This is a genomic window from Enterococcus sp. DIV1758 (genome assembly GCF_051711985.1).
Classification (GTDB): Bacteria; Bacillota; Bacilli; order Lactobacillales; family Enterococcaceae; genus Enterococcus; species Enterococcus faecalis.
This window is the reverse complement of sequence record NZ_JBIOOA010000001.1, coordinates 700,849-722,804: the sequence shown is the minus strand read 5'-3', so window position 1 is coordinate 722,804 and position 21,956 is coordinate 700,849. Positions and strand designations below refer to the sequence as shown.

At 36.9% G+C, this 21,956-nt stretch carries 15 protein-coding genes; 3 read left to right on the top strand and 12 right to left on the bottom strand.

Annotated features, from left to right (window positions below; genetic code table 11):
- Positions 1-37: 37 nt before the first annotated feature.
- From dnaI to IGJ52_RS03590, 9 genes are all read right to left on the bottom strand, one after another.
- On the bottom strand, positions 38-967 hold the full coding sequence (gene dnaI, locus IGJ52_RS03630) for a primosomal protein DnaI (protein WP_002355760.1): 930 nt from the start codon (positions 965-967) through the stop codon (positions 38-40).
- The gene (locus tag IGJ52_RS03625; RefSeq protein WP_010816369.1) at positions 967-2,376 is read right to left on the bottom strand and encodes a replication initiation and membrane attachment family protein; all 1,410 of its coding nucleotides are present in this window, start codon (positions 2,374-2,376) and stop codon (positions 967-969) included. Before IGJ52_RS03625 ends, dnaI begins: the two co-directional genes overlap by 1 nt.
- Before the next feature lie 15 nt (positions 2,377-2,391).
- Positions 2,392-2,874 carry a transcriptional regulator NrdR gene (gene nrdR / locus IGJ52_RS03620; protein WP_002381296.1) on the bottom strand — a complete coding sequence of 161 codons (483 nt, stop codon included), beginning with the start codon at positions 2,872-2,874 and terminating at the stop codon, positions 2,392-2,394.
- 179 nt (positions 2,875-3,053) lie between these two features.
- On the bottom strand, positions 3,054-3,653 hold the full coding sequence (gene coaE / locus IGJ52_RS03615; protein ID WP_002390402.1) for a dephospho-CoA kinase: 600 nt from the start codon (positions 3,651-3,653) through the stop codon (positions 3,054-3,056).
- Entirely contained in the window at positions 3,650-4,492 is an 843-nt protein-coding gene (mutM, locus tag IGJ52_RS03610; protein ID WP_010713835.1) for a DNA-formamidopyrimidine glycosylase, read from the bottom strand. The genes coaE and mutM overlap by 4 nt, the downstream gene beginning before the upstream one ends.
- Before the next feature lie 99 nt (positions 4,493-4,591).
- Entirely contained in the window at positions 4,592-7,240 is a 2,649-nt protein-coding gene (gene polA / locus IGJ52_RS03605; RefSeq protein ID WP_438791918.1) for a DNA polymerase I, read from the bottom strand.
- 187 nt (positions 7,241-7,427) lie between these two features.
- Positions 7,428-8,339 (bottom strand): aldo/keto reductase, encoded by a 912-nt coding sequence (locus IGJ52_RS03600; protein WP_010715059.1) that lies wholly within the window; start codon positions 8,337-8,339, stop codon positions 7,428-7,430.
- Positions 8,340-8,407: 68 nt separating this feature from the next.
- Positions 8,408-9,832, bottom strand: a complete 1,425-nt coding sequence (locus IGJ52_RS03595) for a helix-turn-helix domain-containing protein (protein ID WP_438791917.1) — start codon at positions 9,830-9,832, stop codon at positions 8,408-8,410.
- A 123-nt stretch (positions 9,833-9,955) separates the two neighbouring features.
- Positions 9,956-12,100 (bottom strand): heavy metal translocating P-type ATPase, encoded by a 2,145-nt coding sequence (locus IGJ52_RS03590; protein WP_002361337.1) that lies wholly within the window; start codon positions 12,098-12,100, stop codon positions 9,956-9,958.
- A 125-nt stretch (positions 12,101-12,225) separates the two neighbouring features.
- On the opposite strand from IGJ52_RS03590, the gene IGJ52_RS03585 reads away from it, so the two are divergent.
- Complete coding sequence (locus IGJ52_RS03585; RefSeq protein WP_002415909.1) at positions 12,226-12,924, top strand: helix-turn-helix domain-containing protein; 699 nt, start codon at positions 12,226-12,228, stop codon at positions 12,922-12,924.
- A 69-nt stretch (positions 12,925-12,993) separates the two neighbouring features.
- Here IGJ52_RS03585 and IGJ52_RS03580 read toward each other — a convergent pair whose 3' ends face one another.
- On the bottom strand, positions 12,994-15,000 hold the full coding sequence (locus tag IGJ52_RS03580) for a KUP/HAK/KT family potassium transporter (RefSeq protein WP_002415908.1): 2,007 nt from the start codon (positions 14,998-15,000) through the stop codon (positions 12,994-12,996).
- Between the two features lie 333 nt (positions 15,001-15,333).
- On the bottom strand, positions 15,334-17,979 hold the full coding sequence (locus IGJ52_RS03575) for a calcium-translocating P-type ATPase, PMCA-type (RefSeq protein WP_002415907.1): 2,646 nt from the start codon (positions 17,977-17,979) through the stop codon (positions 15,334-15,336).
- An 822-nt stretch (positions 17,980-18,801) separates the two neighbouring features.
- On the opposite strand from IGJ52_RS03575, the gene IGJ52_RS03570 reads away from it, so the two are divergent.
- Positions 18,802-19,107, top strand: a complete 306-nt coding sequence (locus IGJ52_RS03570; RefSeq protein ID WP_002355748.1) for a helix-turn-helix transcriptional regulator — start codon at positions 18,802-18,804, stop codon at positions 19,105-19,107.
- A 344-nt stretch (positions 19,108-19,451) separates the two neighbouring features.
- Here the strand turns inward: IGJ52_RS03570 and queA are convergent, their stop codons facing one another.
- Positions 19,452-20,483 carry a tRNA preQ1(34) S-adenosylmethionine ribosyltransferase-isomerase QueA gene (gene queA / locus IGJ52_RS03565; protein WP_002355747.1) on the bottom strand — a complete coding sequence of 344 codons (1,032 nt, stop codon included), beginning with the start codon at positions 20,481-20,483 and terminating at the stop codon, positions 19,452-19,454.
- 165 nt (positions 20,484-20,648) lie between these two features.
- Between queA and IGJ52_RS03560 the strand changes: the two genes are divergently transcribed.
- Complete coding sequence (locus IGJ52_RS03560; RefSeq protein WP_002361334.1) at positions 20,649-21,539, top strand: ring-cleaving dioxygenase; 891 nt, start codon at positions 20,649-20,651, stop codon at positions 21,537-21,539.
- Positions 21,540-21,956: the final 417 nt, after the last annotated feature.

The following is a 21,956-nucleotide window of genomic DNA, read 5'->3' as shown; positions in this document are numbered from 1 at the left end:
AAGAAAAAAAGCAATCCATAAAAATAAAAGGATTGCTTTAACCGTTTCGTCGATCATTTCCTGTCATCGTAATCTCTTTTGACAGATAACGCACACGTTCCATAATTCGTCTGGCTTTTAGCGGCTCTTGTTCTCCTCGTTGCGTCACGGTTAAATGCTCTTCTAAAGCTTTTAAATCTAGATTGGAAGAGAAAAAAGTAACTAATTGTTCTTGCATTCGGTATTGCAAGATTACGCTTAAAACGTCGTCACGAATCCAACTAGTCATGGATTCCGCACCAATGTCATCAATCATTAATATAGGGGATTTTTTTACTGCATCGAGCTTTTCACCAACTTGATCGCGACCAATGGCTTGTTTCATTTCTACTGTAAATGTTGGAAAATGAACAATTGTCGTAGTAAATCCACGTTCTGCTAAAGCATTAGCCATCGCACCTAATAAGAAAGATTTTCCTACACCGAAGGGGCCTTGTAAATAGAGCCCTTTATGAAACTCTTTTGGTGTCGCAGGATATTCTCTTAAAAATTGCATTGCTTCTGCTAACGCTTTGGCTCGACCTTGAGAAGATGGATCGAAATCTCGTAAATTTGCTTCTCGGACATCTTTTGGCATGTCCATTGCCCTTACTCGATTGCGAATTTCTTCTTCCTTCTGACGGGCGATTAAATCAGCCGTTGGGACATATGTTACATCAATGTAATGAAAATTCAACATTAATCTTGGCTCATAGCCGGGGGCAATCATTGCCGGATCGTTTAATTGAAATTTCTTTTTTTCTTGAACAAATTCATACAGCTTAGCATAACTTTTACGAATATCTTCATCGGTTAAACGCTCTCGGTTTGCTTGTATAAAGGCTTGAACATCTTGATCTTTCAATACTTCGTTAACCAGCTCTTCATATCGTTCATTGATGTCACGCTTCTGGATAATTTTTGACATTTCTTTTCCTACGTCTTCCATCATTGGTCACCTCCTTGGTTTAAAAATTCTTGAATTTGGCGATCTAACTCGGCTTGTTCTTCTGGGGAAAGTTTTGTTTCATCGTTTGGCTGATCGGCCCATTCTGGCAATCGCTCTTGTCGAACAGTTTGGCGTTTCCCTGAATAATTTTGTTGTCGCTGTTTTTGTTTGGTTTGGCTTTGTTTTGCCAATTCTCTGACATGTTCAATTGCTTTTTCTGGTGAATGAATGCCACTTTGTCCCCATTCATTCGCAATTCGATTCACATACTCCGCTTTTAAAGTCGGTTGTTGTTGAATGTTGTAAACATAGTTAATCAAAATATTAATCACACTAGTCGGTAAGCCTGATTTGGCAACCAAATATTTCACTAATGAACGTTCTTGTGGTGTCGTATAGCCGCCTCGACTATTTTTTAAAGCTTCTAAATATTGAATAGGCGGATTCTTTTCACTATCCATAATCATTTGAATATCCAGTTCAGAAAAACCATTCATTTTTAATGCGTTATATCGATACGTTTGTTGCTCTTCCACCGTCAATTGTGCTTGCTTGTTTGTCACTACGTTTGTTGGTTGTGGTTTTTTATCAGGATCAAACGCTTGATGAATCGTTCGCACTAATTCCTTAGGCAAAATTCGACTTGTATAATAGTCAAATGATTTCGAAGCAAAGTCTACCATATCTAACTCATTGATGCCATATAATTGATGAAAAACATAGACTTCTTCTTGAAAACTAGCCTCATCTTCAGGCAATTGTAAACCTAAGCGGTGCAAACCTTCCACAAAATAGTGCCAATCAAAAGAATCCGTTGATACAGAAATTTTCTTCGCTTTTTCTTGTTGAGAAAAAGTTTCTTGAATCGTTGTCAATCGGTTCGCCTCGGAAACAATTTGTTCTTCTTTAAAGGCATAAACCTCTTGAAAGCTAGCGGAAACATTTTGATAGCCCTCTGTTTTGGTAGGATGCGGTTGGAACTTTTGCACTAATTGATCAAATTTCCGTTGTCCAACCCGGTTAAATAACACTAAAGCTAACACTTCATCTTTAAAAAAACGAGCGGCTGTTTCAGGTGCTTTTAAATAATATAAATAACAATCTCCTAATTCCCGATCTGTTTTTTTATACGTTTCTAGCAACCCAATGCCTTCTAATTTGTAGCAAGCTTCTTCTAATTGTTGGCAACTCAAGTCCAGCAAACTAATTAAATCTGCATGAAACAGCGAGCCATTCTCCTCTGAGTCTGTTGTTTCAGATAACAAAAGCCAATATAAACTAAACGCATTGGCGCCGACAATTGGTTGATATAAAAAGGTTAAAACCTCTTTCTCTTGATCAGAAAGCGGTGAATCAATAACCGCTTGAAAAATATTTTTTGGTTGGATTCTTTGCCGATTTCCTTTCAAAGAAAGACCTCCTTTTTAATTTTCTGAGTCAGGAGAAGAAGATTTTGCTTTGTCGACAATGTCCTGTAACTCTTTCAAAAACACGCTCATATCTTTGAATTGTCGATAAACACTCGCAAAGCGGATGTAGGCAATTTCATCTAGATTGACTAAATCTTCCATCACATATTCACCGATAAGCGTTGTAGAGACTTCATTTTCCCCTAAACTACGCACTCGATTTTCAACATTATCGACAATTTGAACCATTTGTTCCATAGCAACGGGTCTTTTTTCCGCAGAGCGAATGAGCCCACGCAAAATTTTATCACGATTAAATTCTTCACGATCCCCATTTTTCTTGATTACAAGTAATGGCGCCGCTTCAATTCTTTCAAATGTAGTGAACCGATAACTGCAATTTTCACATTCACGACGACGGCGAATTGCTCGTCCATCATCTGCTTGACGGCTATCAATAACACGGGAATTATTATGATGACATCTTGGACAACGCATAACGTTCACCTCTTCTATTCTGTATAATTTTTGTTGCCTATATTATAACATGAAATTGCGCTATTACTAGGTCTTTAGAACTGGTTCTTCGTTGAATCTTTGCCATTTTTTAATAAAAACAAAGACTTTCACTGTTTTTTCTGAAATTTTCAAAATATTTTACGCCATTAAAAAAATATTCACTTCTCTTCAGTTTGTTCCTCTAGCCACTTCTTCACTTGTTGTTCCGTTTCTTCTCTAGTTCCTTGATTATCAAACACGATATCTGCTCGTTCTTTTTTCATTTCAATCGGCCATTGGCTAGCAATTCGTTGTTGTGCTTCTTCTTCTGTTAATTGGTTTCGGGCCATCAGACGCTCTTTTTGAATCTTTTCTGGTACATATACCACAGCAACTTGATCCATAATCGCCTCATAATGAGCTTCATAAAGGAGAGGAATATCAACAATAACCAGGGCGGCTTTCTTTTTAGCTTCTTCAATTTGACGTAAAATTTCTTTTCTTAAAAAAGGTTTCAACGTTTCATTTAATAGCTCTCTTTTTTGAGGATTAGCGAAAATTAATTGTCCTAATTTTTTCCGATCCAATTCACCAGTTGTTAATACTATTTCTGGTCCGAAAGTTTCAACGATTGCGGCTAAGGCTGGTTGCCCTTTTGCAACAATTTCGCGGGCGATAATGTCGCCGTCAACAATTGGATAGCCTGCTTTTTTAAAAAGAGCAACAACCGTACTTTTACCTGTCGCAATTCCTCCTGTAATGCCTAAAACTTTTGTCATTTCAATCGACGACCTTTCAATTGTTGGCATTGTGGACAATAATGCGTACCACGTTGTGCCACTTTTGTTTTAACAATTGGCGTACCACAACGATTGCAAGGTAAGCCTGTTTGTCCATAGACATTCAACGCTACTTGAAAAGTCCCTGCTTCTCCTAACGCGTTTAGATAGGTGCGGATGGTGGTTCCACCTGCTTCAACAGCGCGTGCCAAGACGTCAATGATTGCTTGATACAACGTAGCAACTTCCGCAGGTTTTAAGGAATCTGCTGGTTGCTCTGGATGAATTTGCGCTTGCCAAAGTGCTTCATCTACGTAAATATTCCCCAAGCCCGTCACTAGCTTTTGATCTAACAGTAATGGCTTAATTGCCTTATGATGCTTTTTCAATCCTTGTTGAAAAGCAGCTAATTGAAAAACGTCTGGTGTTGGCTCTGGGCCCAAAGCTAAAATCCCTTTATATTGATGACCTTGATTCTTAGGAACCAATGTCATACGGCCAAATTTCCGTACATCTAAATAACGTAATTGCGTGCCATCTGTAAAAGTAAACATTACATGGGTATGTTTGGCAATTTCATCATCAGCCTGATGAAACTCATATTTACCTTCCATTCGTAAGTGAGAAATCATATCATTATCAGACAATTTAAAAATCAGAAATTTTCCTCTTCGCTCAATCCCTTCAATCGTTTGACCAGCTAATTGACCTTGAAATACATCAACTTCTGGTGATTCAATAATTCTTGGCCAAAAAACAATGACTTCTTGAATGGTTTTTCCTACAACAAGTTTTTCAAGTCCTTTTCGCACTGTTTCTACTTCTGGTAATTCTGGCATTATTTTTGCTCCTTTATATAAAGAGGTCTGAACGCTTAGATACCAACGTCCAGATCCTACTTATCCTTATTTTATTCATCGTTCTTAATGGGTAAGCTATTATTTTGCTTCATACCATGTTTTTCCCCAACTGCTATCGGTGATAAGTGGCACATGTAAGGAAACTGCGTGCTCCATCACTTCTTTGACGAGTTGATTTAATTGTTCTAATTCTGATTCTGGTACTTCAAAAACTAATTCATCGTGCACTTGTAATAACATTGTCGCTTGTAATTTTTCTTCTTTTAAACGACGCGCCACTTCAATCATCGCAATTTTTAAAATATCTGCGGCACTTCCCTGAATCGGTGTATTAATCGCTGTACGTTCAGCGAACGAACGTAGATTAAAGTTTCTTGAATTAATATCACTTAAATAACGACGGCGATGATACAATGTTTCCACATATCCTTTGTCTTTGGCATCGCGGACAATCTCTTCCATGTACTGTTTCACGCCTGGATATTTTTCAAAATAGGTGTCAATATATTGTTGCGCTTGCTTTCTAGTAATGCCTAAGTTTTGAGACAAGCCATAATCACTGATACCATAGACAATTCCAAAATTCACCGCTTTAGCTTGACGACGCATGTTAGGTGTGACATCTTCTGCTTTTTCAACACCGAAAACTCGCATTGCAGTGCTGGCATGGATATCTTGTCCTTCCACAAACGCTTCTTTTAAATGTTCATCATTAGAAATATGCGCGAGCACACGTAACTCAATTTGAGAGTAATCAGAAGAGAAAATCAACCAATTATCCTCTCTTGGTACGAACGCTTCTCTAATTTTTCGGCCTTCTTCTAAACGGATAGGAATGTTTTGTAAATTAGGATCTACTGAGCTTAGTCGTCCTGTTTGTGTCAGTGTTTGTACATACCGAGTATGAATTTTATTATCTGGCTGAATTACTTTTAAGAGTCCTTCAACATAGGTTGATTGAATTTTGGCAATTTGACGATAAGTTAAAATATCTGCCACAATTGGTGCTTGTTCTTTTAGTTGTTCTAAAACATCCACCGCTGTTGAATAACCAGTTTTCGTCTTTTTGATTACAGGTAAGCCCATTTTTTCAAATAAAATAACGCCTAATTGTTTAGGTGAATTCAAATTAAATTCTTCGCCAGCTTCTGCATAGATTTTTTCTTCGATTTCTTTCAAGCGTTCTGAAAATTCTACTTGCATTTCTTTTAAGCGCGTGGCATCAACACGGATCCCAGTTATTTCCATATCGCCTAAAATACGAGAAAGTGGTAATTCCATTTTATAGAATAAATCAGCTTGATTCTTTTCTGTTAATTCGCTATCTAATTTGCTTGTTAAAAATTGAATTGCTTTAATCTTACGTGCTAAATGACCAAAGAAAACTTCTTCGTCCTCTGGCAAGCCTTTTTTGGCCCCTTTTCCATAAATGGCTTCATCAGATTGAATCGCATCATATCCGTAATGTTGTGCTACACCTTCAATATCAGCGTTATTGTCATTGGTATCAAGTAAATAAGCAGCCAATAAAACATCAAAGGCAATCCCTGTCATTTTTCCTACATAGCGATTTAGTGCAACGTACGTCCGTTTTGCATCATAGACATTTTTTTTACGTGTCTCATCCATCAACCAATCGATAAATGGCTGACTTTCAAAAACAGCTAAATTATTCGTGGTATAAATCTTCTTGTCGTTGCCCCAAGCAAGGCCGACAATCGGTGACGTGTGATAGTTATCTTCCATCATCTCAACATAAAGAGCCATATCGTCTGTAAACATTTCATTGGTTAACTGATCTTCGACTACTTCAAATAAAATATCTTCCATTTCAACAGGTTCTTCTGTAATGTCCAACTTAGCTAAAAATTGTTTAAAATCCATTTCTTTATAAAAAGGAACCAATTTTTCTAAGTTTTTCCCTTCATATGCCAAGTCTTCCACATTGACTTCGACTGGTGCATTGACTTCAATTGTCGCTAAACGTTTAGAAAGAAAGGCTTGCTCTTTATCATTAATCAAGTTTTCTTTCATTTTGCTTTTTTTCATTTCATCGATATTCTCATAAACCCCTTCAACTGAGCCATATTGTTTTAACAGCTTAATCGCGGTTTTCTCACCGATTTTCGTTACACCTGGAATATTATCCGATGTATCGCCAGCCAACCCTTTCATATCAATAATTTGCTTAGGCGTTAATCCATCATATTTTTCAGCAATATGCTCAGGCGTATATGATTCAATATCGCTAACTCCTTTAACAGTGATATCTACTTTGACAGTGTCCGTCGCTAATTGTGTCAAATCTCGGTCCCCTGATAACACGACAACATCATATTCATCTTTATCAACTTTGTTGGCTAATGTACCAATAATATCATCTGCTTCATAGTTAGGTAGTTCATAATATTTTACGCCTAAACCTTCTAAAAGTTCACGAATATACGGCATTTGTTCTTTAAATTCGCCCGGTGTTTTTGAACGTCCGGCTTTATATTCTGAATAAAATTCTGTTCTGAATGTGGTTTTCCCTGCATCAAAAGCGACTAAAACATGAGTAGGCATTTCTTTTTGCATTACATTTTCAAACATATTGTTAAATGCATAAATAGCATTTGTATGCAAGCCGTTCTTATTTTTGAATCGTTCTAATGAGTTATGTAGCGCAAAAAATGCACGAAAGGCTACACTGTTTCCATCAACGAGTAATAATTTTTTTTTGGTCATTTTTTTCCCCTCATCTTTAGCAAACTAGTTTCCTTTCTATTTTAACAAAAAACTACAGAATTTGCAGTAGACGGCGATTGCAGAATGAAAGAAAAAGGTATTTGACATAGTTCCTTAGTGACAACTATATCAAATACCAAAATCAATCAGCAATACACGCTGGATCTTCACAAGTATGAAAATCTTTTTACGGCAAAACATTTCCCGCTGCACGATAAATATCGTACCAATCTTCGCGACTAATCACAATGTCTGCTGCTTTAGCAATTTCTTCAATTCTACCAAGATTCATACTTCCTGCGATGACTTGCATATTAGCAGGGTGGCGCAGAATCCAGCTGCTGGCTAAGCCAGTTGGCGTTGTTTGATATTTTTCAGCCAATTCGCTTAATTTTTGATTTAACTCAGGGAATTTTTCATTTCCAATAAAGACACCTTCAAAATAACCATATTGGTACGGTGACCATGCTTGAATAGTCATTTGTTTCAACCGTGAATAATCTAAAATACCATGATCATAATCAATGCTTCCTGATATTTCCATATTTGTTTGTAAGCCTTGATCCACCATGCCAGTATGCTTGATGCCAAATTGTAATTGATTGGCTAATAATGGTTGTTTAACAGCTGTTTTTAAAAGTTCAATTTGTCCTGGCGTTTGGTTACTTACACCAAAATAGCGAACTTTCCCTTGTTTTTCTAATAAATGAAAAGCTTCAGCTACTTCTTCTGGTTCCACTAAAGTATCTGGACGATGCAACAATAATGCATCGACTGAATCTACACCTAAACGCTGTAAACTCCCTTCAACCGCTTCTAAAATATGTGCTTTCGAAAAGTCAAAAAAGCCTTGGCGAATCCCACATTTCGTTTGTATAAAAATATCTTCACGACGAATGGCACTTTCTTTTAAGGCCTTACCAAAAATGGTTTCGCAGTCGCCGCCACCATAAATGTCGGCGTGATCAAAAAATGTAATGCCGTGATCATAAGCAGTTTCAATTACCTGTTGAGGATTTTCAGCACCATTTAAGCGCATACATCCTAAGACAACCGAAGAAACAGTTTCGTCACTTGTACCAAATTGCAGTTGTTTCATTTTAATATCCTCCTCATCCATTCCTCTTACTTCTTCATTTTAACACTATTTAGACAAAATTGGACTTCTTATGGTAGATTCGCTTCGACTTTTTCAAAAAAAGCAGGAGATAATTCCTCTGGCAAATAAACAACTGTCTCAGAAGAAAGCGCTACGTTCATCTGAAACAAATGATTGACAATTAAGAGGTGTGCTTGGTGAAGTTGATACGTTGGTTTTCCATGAATAATTGTAATATTCTTTTTTTCACTGAAATAGTTTTTTATAGATTGCCCCAGCGCTTGTTCCTTTTCTGGAGGAAAGTCCGTCAATAGGCAAATAATATATTTTTTTTCATATAAAATCGGGTCAAATAAATCTAGGATGTGATAAAAATAGCAACTCGTCAATTCCCGTTCTTTTACTGAAGTAAAGACTGGATACAGGCGTTTTAAAAGCCTAATTAGTTTCTGTAATCTGTGCCAAGTTTGCTGATAACGTACAGCGAGTATTTGTTCCTGTTTATGAGCTGGCAACCATGTTTGTCCGTCTAATAAACTATTCATATGCGTACTTAAAAATCGACATAAATGAATTTCTTGATAATTAAAATGATGTTGTGTAAAATTTCTCCTAATTTCTTTCATAATAAAAATAGCTGTTTTTAAGCATAAACTTTCTATTTTCATTTGCTCATGAATAAAATACTTTCGCGCTCTCTTGCCAAAGCAACCACCAAAATGTGCTTCAAGAATCACAAATAACGCTTTTTGTTCTTTAAGAGATATAAAGGAAGTGCTCAACACTTCCACACGAAATAAATAAAAAAAAGCACTTGTTTGTTGAAATAAATTAGCATTTGGCACTGAAATTCCATGCCCGTCTCGATATCGTCTCTCCCAAATATAAATTAGCCAACTAAGATGATTCTGTTGTGCCACATTTAAATCCAACTCAAAAAAGGTAATGATTTTCCGAGTCATGTCTCTGTTTTCTTCCAGACAGCTTTCTTGAAAAAACAAATAAAAACAAAGGATTAACTGTCGAATTTGCCATTCATTGCCAGTTAAATCGTAATGTTTTTGACGTACAATAATATCAAAATTAACTAGCCAACGTCGAATATTAGAAAGTTTCTTCCGAAGAGTTGATTCCTGTAATCCCAATACCTGGGTCAATTGCGCATAATTGATTCGCTCTTCAATTAGACAACGTAAAATATAAAATTCGGGAATAAAATAACAAAATTTTTGTCTAAATCGAGCCAAGCCACAAACGCATAATTCACGATATTTTACAATTCCTTTGGTCGTTGTATAAATCTTACAAAGCCCTTCTATCTTAAACGTTTCCTGCTTTTTTTCAAAACGTTGAATGTAACAATGGATGGTTTTGTCGCTCACCTTTAGTTTTTCTGCAGCCATCAAAACAGAAAATGTCTGCTCTTGTTGCAGTAAATCCAACAATTCCAACATATTTTTATGTTCAAAAGACAATAATTCCTTGAAATCCATATATCGTCCCCTTTCACTCCCTTGTTATAAGAATACGTCAAATAAGGCAAAAATTTTTTTAAGAAGAAAAAAATAGAGAACAAAAAGTATTGATTACTTTCCGCTCTCTACAATTATATCGAATTATTTTTTTGAAATATGCAGTGTCATAGCATTTGCTGCTACAATAATTGTACTTAATGACATCAAGACAGCACCTACAGCTGGATTTAAAACAATCCCAATTGGTGCAAGAACCCCAGCCGCTAAAGGAATGGCGACAATATTGTACCCAGCTCCCCACCAAAGATTTTGGATCATTTTACGTCGTGTTTGTTTGGCTAAATCTAAGAACCTTAAAATATCTTTAGGATCACTATCCGTCAGTACAACATCTGCCGAATCAATCGCTACATCTGTACCAGCGCCTATCGCAATGCCGATTGAAGCACGGGCTAAACTTGGTGCATCGTTAATACCGTCTCCTACCATCATGACCTGATGCCCCTCAGTAAGATACTGTTGCACAATTTTTTCTTTATCTTCTGGTAAGAGCTCTGCGTAGTATTCCTTCATTCCTAAATAATTAGCAACTGCACTGGCAGCTGTTTGATTATCCCCTGTCAACATGACTGGCGTAATGCCTTGCGCTTGTAACTCTGCAATAAATGTTTTAGCTTCTGGTTTGACTTTATCTCCTAAAGCAAGCAGTGCGACTAATTGACCAGCGATGATTAAATAGCTCAAAGTATTTCCTTGCTCTTGATAGTTTGTTTTAATTGTTTCATCGAAGGTTAACTGTAACCGTGCAACTTCTTTTTCATTGACTATTTTGACTTCTTGGTTTTGAACAGTAGCAACCAGTCCTACGCCTGATAAAGCTTGCAGATTATGGGCTTCATAAGGTTGAACGGCTTGTTTATTTAAATAGTTCATGATCCCAATTGCCAACGGATGGTTTGCATTTTTTTCCAATGCCCCAATATATTTAAGTGCTTCTTCTCTAGTAAACTGCTTACTCATTAATTCTAAGCCAGTAACTGTAAATTGTCCTTCTGTTAAAGTACCAGTTTTATCCAGCAACACATATTCAACCTTATTGGCTTGTTCTAATGCATTCCGATTTTTTAAAAGTAAGCCATTTTTAGCAGCAATGGAGGTACTTCTAGCAATCACTAAAGGAATTGCCAAGCCTAACGCATGGGGACAGGCAATAATAAAAACTGTAACCATTCGTTCAAATGCTAGCGACAAATCTTTCGTTACGAGTAACCAACCGATAAATGCTAACACACCTACGAATAAGGCAATATAGAATAACCACTTGGCTACACGGTCTGAAATAGATTCTAGTTTTGATTTTTCCGATTGCGCTTGTTTAACCATCTCCATAACTTTTGACAGGTAACTATTTTCACCCGTGCCAGTTACTGAAATTTCAATCATTCCGTTGCCATTGACAGCTCCACCAATCACGGAGTCGCCAATGTTTTTTTCTACTGTTTTTGATTCCCCTGTAACCATCGATTCATCGACTGTTGTGCTTCCTTTCAAAATTTTACCATCTGTCGGAATTTTATCTCCCGAACGAACAATCAAGCGATCGCCTTCTTGGACATCTTGCAAAGGAATTTCTTCTTCCCCATGTTCAGTCATTCGCTTGACTGTGTCAGGTAACAGTTCAGCCATTTTTTTCAAGGCATCACCAGCATTAGAAATAGCATTCATTTCAATCCAATGGCCTAAAAGCATAATAACAATCAGAGTGGCTAATTCCCAGAAAAAGTCCATCACGTGGGCCTGATTCGTAAAATGATTCATGTAAAACGCATATAGGCTATAAAAATATGATACCGAAATCCCCATCGCAATTAACGTCATCATTGCTGGACTCTTTTGCTGTAATTCCATTTTAGCGCCACTTAAAAATGGTTGTCCACCATAAAAAAATAGCACAGTTGCTAAAATTAAGACCAACCAATCAGAACCTGGAAAAGTAAATTGAAAAGGTAATTGAAAACCCATCATTGGTGAAAGAACAATAATCGGAATAGCTAAAATCAATGACAGCCAGAATTTTTGTTTAAAATTCCCCATATGCATTGAATGGTCCATTCCCTTCATTCCTTCATGTTGGTGTGACATAGCCATTTGTTCATGCGCCATATCATGATTCATGTGATTCATTTTATCGTGGGACATTGTTGGCTGTTTTTCCTGGTGTTGTTCATGATTATGTTTTGCTGACATATGATCCCTTCTCTTCTTAAGTATTTTCATCTTAAGCATAGCACAAGATGAAAATTGTTAGAAATAATTACTTTTTTTAGTTTAGAAAAAAAAAGAGCCGAATTTTGCGTATGTATATTTTAAGAACACCTTATCCTCATATTTATTACAAAAGGAGTGTTTCAATGAAAATTACTACAAAGCAAGTCGGGGCGCGCATGCGTGAAGCTCGAAAAAAGAAGAAGTACACTTTACGTTATTTAGCCAATAAAATTGGTTTATCTAGTGGAAGTACAATTAGTAACTGGGAATTAGGTTTGAATTTACCCAATAAACGATACTTAAAAAAAATCGCTAAAGCCTGCGACACAACAGTAGATTGGCTACTTTATGGTGATTTCGATCGATTTGTGCGCCAGCTATTAAAAGAAAATTTTCAAAATAAACAACTGCTAAAACCACCTTTTTTTACTCAGTTGATGATACGTTTATCTGAAGAACAGCTATCCTATCACGATTCCTTAAAAATTATGATTCAAGCGCAAAAGTTACAGCAGTCCTTTTATGCTTTTCCTTTAACAGTAGAAGCCCCCTCTCATTCCCAAGAGAGTATTTCTATTTATGAACCAACAACTGCAGAAGAACAGTCTGACCAATCTTATTATCATCCGTTTATTTTGTCGGAACTCCATGAATTATTTACACATTCTCAAAATCCAGAATTGGATTATTCTCTGATTATCGCTTTTCTTCCTTTGTTAAAAGTAGATCAATTAACTGAACCACAAAAAGAAGTCTTACTGGCCATCTTTAAGCGAATGAATTCCTTTAAAGACCAAACACTTTTAAATGAATTCTTTGTGGAATTACAGTATTTACTCTGATTCTACAAAAAAGATTGAGCCATGTATCTCAAGGACTTAGGCTCAATCTTTTAGTTAAATTTCTTCTATTTATGAACGATTCTTTCGTTCGACTAAGTGCGTTTTCCGTTGTGGTCCAATGATTAAAGGAACGGATTCATATTTGACTTCACTGTATTCCAAGCCAAACCAACTTTCAGGAGAGGTAGTTAAGTTTTTGATAGCTAATTTTGCCTGCATAATTTGTCGATCCCATTTTTTCAGTTCAGAAACGTTAGATAATTCTTCTTGAATTAATACAAATTGGAAATCGCCAACTTCTCTCCCTGGCGTTAATGAATAACGTTGTGGCTGTTTTGGCAAGCGGCCTGTTTTCATCAAGTCATGAACAATTTGTCTTAAATATACATTCACTTCTTGAGAAATATGGAAACCTAAATATAGCTGAACTTGCACAATAAAATCAGTCCCTAACATATCAACAGAATACTCTTGAGTAAAGGGTTCATCTGTTACCTGAACATTAACAAACCAATAAACATTCGCTCGTTTTGGCTGTTTGTCCAAAATCGAATAAATAATATTACGATTAATTTCGCCGTCCACTCGATCGGAGGTTAAAAAGACCACGTTGGTTTGATACATTGGTACAGATGTATCTTCTTTCAAAGCTTTAAGTTGTGGTACATATTTTTCCAACGACACTTGTTCCGCCGTTGCTTCCTTAATCTCGTTGCCGCGTTCCCAAATAATCATGATGCATAACAAGAAGACTGCCATTCCCACAGCAACATATCCACCATGGAAAAACTTCGCAGCACTTGAAAAGAAAAAGACAACTTCAATGGCAGCAAAGAACAAGGAAATTAGATACGCAGACCAAGCTGGAATTTTATCCAAAAGATAAAACAACAATAAAATGGTTGTCATCAACATCGTAATCGTAATCGATAGACCATACGCAGCTTCCATGTGTGTCGATGTTCTAAAAGCCAGCACGATTGCTGAACAAGCTAACCACAAAATTAAATTTACCGCTGGAATATACATTTGACCGATATTGCTCCCAGGATAAATAATTTTGAGTCTTGGTAATAACTTCAATTTAATCGCTTCAGAAACTAAAGTATACGAACCTGATATTAACGCTTGCGAAGCAATCACTGCGGCGATTGTTGCAAAAACAACGCCAAATACGAGAATACCTCGTGGAATCATTTGGAAAAATGGGTTAATTTCAGCTAATGCCTGCATTTCAGGGTTTTCTTTGACCGTTAACAACCATGCAGCTTGACCTAAATAATTAAGAATCAAACAAATCTTAATATACGGCCAGCTAATGCGGATATTCATTTTTCCTACATGCCCTAAATCAGAATATAAAGCTTCAGCACCAGTTGTAGCCAAGAAAATATTCCCTAAAATAAATAGACCTAGTTTATTTTCTGGACTGACTAGTAATTGCAAAGCATAATATGGATTTAATGCACGAATAACCGTCCAATCTTGGCTAAAATTCATTAAACCAATGATGCCTAAAAAAGTAAACCACATGAACATAATCGGCCCAAAAGCTTTCCCGACCAATTCTGTTCCAAATCGTTGAACAGAAAAAAGAATTAAAATAATCGTCAACGTAATAACCACTATAATCGTTTGGTCATTACCAAAACGTTCAAAAAATGCCGGAATCCCCCGTAAGCCTTCGATCGCTGTCGTCACTGTCACAGCTGGGGTCAAAACGCCATCAGCCAGTAAAGCGGCACCGCCAATCATTGCGGGAATAATCAAATACTTACTTTTTTTACGAACCAATGTATAAAGAGAGAAAATCCCACCTTCTCCATGGTTATCAGCATTTAAAGCAATAACAACATATTTAATCGTGGTTAAGATAGTCAATGTCCAAAAAATTAACGAGACCGAACCTAAAATAAACGATTCAGAGACCCGTGCCAAGCCACCATTATCTCCTACAATAGCTTTCATTACATATAAAGGGCTCGTTCCAATATCTCCATAGACAACGCCCATGGCAACTAAGATCCCTGCCATCGTAAATTTCCGACGATCAAACCCCTCTGCTTTGTGTAACACAATACTTTCCTCCTACAAAAGAAATGACTTCGTTTAGTTTAACCAACAGCTCCATAAAAACTTTTAAAACTCTTTATTATATAACGTTTTATATATCTTTTTCATTAGTCAAAAAGCGCTTTTTGACTAACGATGCTACTCACTATAATACGTTTTAAATCGTTTAGCAAGTCTTTTTATTAGAGAATGTTCATCTTAGATAAGAAACCCACCTATTTTGAAAAAAGGAAAATCAAAAATAAGTGGGGCAGCAGTCGAAACGACTGCTGCCCCACTTGCTAACTATTAAGATAATTTTCTGAACAAAAGTAGCTCCTTTTATTCCTGTTAAATTTAAATCACTTCTTCTTCCTCATCAACTTCAGAGAAATGGAACTTAATCATTTCATTGACGAAAATTGGCACAAAGGATAGGAAAATTGCTAACATCCAATGATTTAAACTAATATGCACTAATCCGAATAGTTCTTGTGTGAATGGTAATAAAGCAATGGTTGTGGTAATTAGTAATGCTAAAACGACCATTTCAAAGAGGGACTTGTTGCTTGATAATTTTACACGGAAAACAGAGTTCGCACTACGAACATTAAAGACATGTAAGATAGAGGAATAAGCTAAGATTAAAAATGCCACTGTTTGTCCAACTTCATAGCTGTTTGAAACATAGGCTGAAACACCTGGTACAAAAGCACCTAGGTAAAAACCAAACAAAGTAATGACTGTGAACACTGCTGAATTAATCCCAATCTTTTGCCATAAGCCTCGTGCAAAAATCCCTTCATTTTTAGGAATTGGTGCCTCATCCATAATTCCTTTTTCTGCTGGTTCTTTTCCTAATGCAAAACCAGGTAACCCATCTGCGACCACGTTAACAAACAACAGTTGAACTGCAGTAAATGGCGCACCCCAACCAAGTAACATGGCAATTAAAACAATAAAAATCTCAGAAATATTACAGCTTAACAAGAAGTTAATGGCTTTACGAATATTTCGGTACACGGCACGTCCTTGCGCCACTGCATCAACAATGGTTGCAAAGTTATCGTCCGTCAAAATCATATCTGAAGCGCCTTGAGCCACATCTGTTCCAGTAATCCCCATTGCGCAACCGACATCACTAGCTTTCAAGGCTGGCGCATCATTCACGCCATCTCCAGTCATTGCTACAACAGCGCCAGAACGTTGCCATGATTGAACAATTCGAATTTTATCTTCAGGGGTTACACGTGCATAAACGGATAAATCTTTAACCCGTTTATCTAATTCTTCATCACTCATTTTTTTCAGTTCTGAACCAGATAAGGCTTCACTTTTATCTTTTAAAATTCCTAATTCTTTAGCAATTGCACTGGCTGTTACCACGTGATCACCAGTAATCATGACTGTTTTAATTCCAGCTTTTTTCGCACGAGCAATGGCGCCCTTACTTTCTGGACGTGGTGGATCAATCATGCCAATTAAGCCTAACAAGCGAAGATTTTTTTCTAAAGCCTCCGATGTAATTTCCTTGGGTGGTTCATCATATACGGCATAACCGACAGCAATAACTCGTAACGCTCGTTTTCCGAAACGATCATTAACAATAGCCGCTTGATCGACATCCCCGAAACCAAAACGAGGTAGTAACACATCAAAGGCTCCTTTAGTAATTGAGATGTACTTTTTCCCCCATTGATGGACCGTAGTCATCATTTTACGTTCTGAATCAAAGGGAATTTCACCAATACGAGGATATTTTTCTTCAAGTTCTTCTTTCGTATGATAATTCTCTTCGACAGCACGAACAATTGCCGCTTCTGTCGGATTCCCTGTAACAGTTAGTTCATCGCCTTCTTTTTCCACAATGACATCTGTACATAAAGCAGCCATTTTCAGTACTTCCATGGCTTCATCGGTCATGGCATCTTCCGTATCCGTTACTTCATCACCACGATGCCATACTCGGCGGACACGCATTTTATTTTGTGTCAGTGTTCCTGTCTTATCAGAACAGATAACATTCGCAGTTCCTAGCGTTTCTACTGCTGGCAATCGGCGAATAATCGCATGTTTTTTAGCCATTTTTTGAACACCATATGCTAAGGTTAACGTTACAATCACGGTTAGTGTTTCTGGTACAGCTGCCACCGCTAAGGAAACGGCTGTCATAAACATTTCAAGAAGCGGTTCTCCTTGCAGTTCACCAATAATGAAAACAATTGCCGCAGCCCCTAAGGCTAACAAACTAATACGTTTGCCTAATTGATTCAAGCGTTTTTGTAATGGTGTTTTTTGCTGATCGCTGTTATTCAGTAACCCAGCAATTTTACCCATTTCTGTATTCATTCCTGTTGCAGTTACTACTGCTCGTCCGCGGCCATTCACAACGGTACAGCCTTTGAAAATCATATTTATTTGATCTCCTAAGCCATCATCGTCATGCCCCACGTATGTAGGATCTTTTTCAACAGGTTCACTTTCACCTGTTAGTGCTGACTCTTCTACGCGCATTTGAGAAGCTTGAATAAGTCGTGCATCGGCTGTAATCATTGAACCAGCTTCAAGAACTAGAACATCTCCTACTACTAGTTCTTCAGCATCGACTTCGATTACCTTGCCATCTCGTAAGACTGCACTACTTTGCTTGTTCATGTCTTGTAAAGCCGCCAGAGATTTTTCAGCATTTCCTTCTTGAACAATGGCTAAAACAGCATTGATAATCACAATTGCAATAATTAAGATTCCTTCAAAATATTCGCCATGTTCTGTTACGATTGCTGTATAAAACGAAATTGCCGCAGCAACTAATAAAATAATCGTCGTAAAATCAGATAAACTGTGAATGAATTTCTTTAACACAGAATCCTTCTTAGCCTCTTCAAATTGATTGCGGCCATTTTCTTTCAGCCGTTGTTGGGCCTCTTGTTGTGTTAAACCAGTTTCAGTATTGACTGAAACTTCTTTTGTGACAGTATCGACAGTTTGCTTGTAAGCTTCCATCCTATTCCCCCTCTAATTTTTTCTTCCTATATAATAGTGTCTCTATTAAATATAACATGATTTTTTTTGAACACGCAACTTTTTTCATCTTTGGCTTAGCGTTCTCTCATATGCCCGAAAAAAACTGGTATTTTCGTTGTTGCTACAACAATGTTTCTATTCAATTATGGGAATTTTATGAAAAAAGAAACGAATTCAGCCAAAAAGCAATGGACATTTTTTTCATTTTGTCTGATAAAAAAATAGTTTATTTCTATATATTCAACACAAAAACAACAAAAAATACAATGTTATTTGGTTCGCACGATTATTTATTTTACATGTTATAAAATAACCAGAAAAATATTATATTTAATCTTATTAATAAGTGTTATAACTTGCAAACGCTTCCAAAAGGTGCTATTCTTTAAGTGTAAGGAGGACATGCAAATCAATTGGTTGAAGATTTTCTCAGTAGATAAAAATCGGTAAACTCAAAGTTGTTAGAATTGCAAGATTCACCTGTAAACAATACGTGTAGAGTAATTGTTAGTGATAACTCGTATCGGAAAATAGGGAAAGGTTATAGAAGGATGGAGTTTCTATAAAGCATTTACCCTATCTGTTATCACCTAACGCAAGTTATCCACCATCCAAGCGTCGAAACTGTATGAAAACAAGGTTTTAGTTTCACCACATCACGTTCACCTTTTGCTTTACATGTATCGCGAAATGTAAACACTTATTCAACCAATTGATGTCTTCCCGTTAACAAGGCCGAGCTTAAATTTAAGCTCGGTTTTTTCTTTTAGGCAATAAAATATATTTGTATCAAATAATCATATGTGTTATATTCAAGGTGCACATTCTATTTTATCTTCTTTTAAAGGAGGGAATGCTATGCGAAAAAAGAAAAAATCTTCGTTTGAAAGTTCAATTCATGTTTATCGTGCTATGGCTCGTATGACCCAGCAAGATTTGGCCAATCGAGTCGGTGTCTCTCGACAAACAATTATTCAACTGGAACGAAACAAGTACAATCCTTCATTACTTCTTGCGCATGACATCGCGAACGTCTTTGGCGTAACCATTGATGATGTGTTCACCTTCAAAGAAACACTGAATGACGATGTAGAACAAGAAGCCTAAACAGTATAAGCTGTACTTAACAAGACAATTTTTCTGATTGTACTTGGAGTTGCCGAGGTACAACTTAGTACCGGCAATACGAAGAAAGCACTTCTTCGTATTGTTGTTTCAATAATTAATCTTTTCTTACATAAAAAAAGAACGGCGCAACCGTGGTTGCGCCGTTCTTTTTATTCTAAGATTGTCTACTAAGCACTTTTGCTCTAGTAGCGTTTTGGTTTCTAACTTTATTATTTACAGGGGAAGAAAAAATAAAGCACACCTTTACTGTGATTCCAAAAATCACGTGTTTATCATAATATATTTTTGTTTCAATCCCAAGTATTCTGCTCACAAAGTGTCGCTTATTTAATAAACATTGCATCTCCAAAACTAAAGAAACGATATTTTTCCTCAATTGCATGTTGGTAAGCAGCCAATGTTAAGTCTTTTCCTGCAAAGGCACTCACAAGCATCACTAACGTAGATTTTGGTAAATGGAAGTTCGTTGAAAAAGCCTCTACGACTTTAAATTGATACCCTGGCGTGATAAAAATATCGGTCCAGCCACTGTCAGCTTGGATTTCACCATTAAATTTTGTGCCAATTGTTTCCAACGTACGAATAGAAGTTGTTCCAACGGCAACAATCCGACCGCCTGCTTGGCGCACTTCATTTAATTGCTTAGCCGCTTCTTCAGTTAAACGATAGAATTCGCTATGCATATGATGTTCTTCTATATTATCAACGCTCACGGGACGGAATGTTCCTAAACCGACATGTAAAGTTAAATAAACGAGATGAACACCTTTTGCTTTGATCTCTTCTAATAGTTCTTTTGTAAAATGCAAACCCGCTGTTGGTGCTGCAGCTGAACCGTTTTCTTCAGCATAAACCGTTTGATAACGATCTGGGTCATCTAGACGTTCTTTGATATATGGCGGCAATGGCATTTCTCCTAACGATTCTAAAATTTCTAAGAAAATACCATCATATTTAAATTCAATGATTCGACCACCATGTTCCAACTCTTCTTTAACCACCGCTTTTAGGCGACCATCGCCAAATTGAATTTCCGTGCCGACTTTTGCACGTTTCGCGGGTTTAATCAAGGTTTCCCATGTATCGCCTTCTGTATTTGTTAAAAGTAAAACTTCCAAATGACCGCCTGTTTCAGGTTTTTCTCCATATAAACGGGCCGGCAGTACCCGGGTATTATTCATGACTAATGCATCCCCAGGCTGTAATTCATCAAGAATATCATGGAAATGTTTATCCTCCATGTCTCCTGTTTCTTTATTTACAACTAATAATCGTGAACTAGCGCGATCTTTTAGTGGGGTTTGAGCAATTAATTCTTCTGGTAAATCAAAATCAAAATCTTCTGTACTTAGCATTTACGTCACTCTTTCTACTAGTTTTTATCTTGGTTATTCTAACACTTTTTCTTGTTTCTGGCTATGTCAGCCTTCTAAATCAAACTAAATAGTTGTCAAAAAATGTCAGAAGCACTACACTTACTTTAAGTAAGTATACATAGTTATTTAGAGGAGGAACTCAAAATGCATGCTCAATTTCATCATGTTTCACTATTAGCGCGTCATGGTCAAGAAAACCAATCATTCTATACAAAATTGTTAGGCTTACGTTTTGTCAAAAATACCGTCAATCAAGACAACAATCGCATGCCTCATTATTTTTATGGCGATTATCAAGGCACGCCGGGAAGCTTAGTAACTTTTTTTATCGTGCCCTTATTAGGCAACCGCTATGAAGAAAAAAATTATTTAGCCACGATTGGCTTAAAAATTCCCCAAAACAGCCTTTCCTTTTGGGAACAACGTTTAACAGAAAACAAAATTCCATTTAACAAAAAAGAAAAGAGCCTCCATTTCAGTGATCCAGATGATACGCATATTATCCTGACAGAAGTTCCTGAAAATCCATTAAAAGAAACACTCGTTGTTTCTAACGACATTCCAGCAGCGGTTCAAATTATCGGTTTGGCCTCTACAGAATTTCATGTACCAGATTCTGAAAAAACCTTGGCCTTTTTTGAAACATTTCTTGGTTGGCAAGCAGTTGGCAATACGATTATTTTAAGTGAGACGGAAAGCTTTTCTGTTCATCAAACAACGTCGGATAAAACAAGTCGAATGGGGCGTGGTAGTATGGATCATATCGCTTTTTCTGTGGCTGATGATGAAGCATTACAAGAACTACACACGCGCGCTTTAGCACAAGGCTGGGAGATTGAAATGTATGTAAGTCGTGGATATTTTAAAAGTTTATACATTCGTGAACCAGGCGGGAATCGGGTTGAATTTGCTACTTTGGCTCCTGGCTTTACATTGGATGAGCCTCTGGAACATTTAGGGGAAACATTGGCTTTACCGCCTTTTTTAGAACCAAAACGGACTGCAATTGAAGCCAACCTCTACAAAGACATGTAACCAACGCTTCAGAAGACAGCGGAAAACGGACGTAATAATCGGTGACAAAATTACGTCCGTCTCTCTTCCCCTATGTTTGAATGTTTGAACAAGAGAATAAAAAATGACCTTCAGATTTTACTGAACGTCATTGCACATTCCATAAAAAGCATCCTTCGTTCTTCCACTTCTTACTTCTTAAAAAAACTGGTAATTTTTTCAAAAATTCAGTAAAATAAAAGTGATCAATGGTTTCCATTGATTGAACGGGCAACTTGATGGTCCACTTGCACAGGTGACTATTCAAGGCTTCGTGATTTAGTTGCCGCTAAATCATGAAGCGCCTTTTTTTATTTTATTCCCTTGTTCTCTTTCCATTCTAATGAAAAACTCAGCTCCCGTCAACTTGCTATAAAGGACACTTTTCTTTGTTATAGC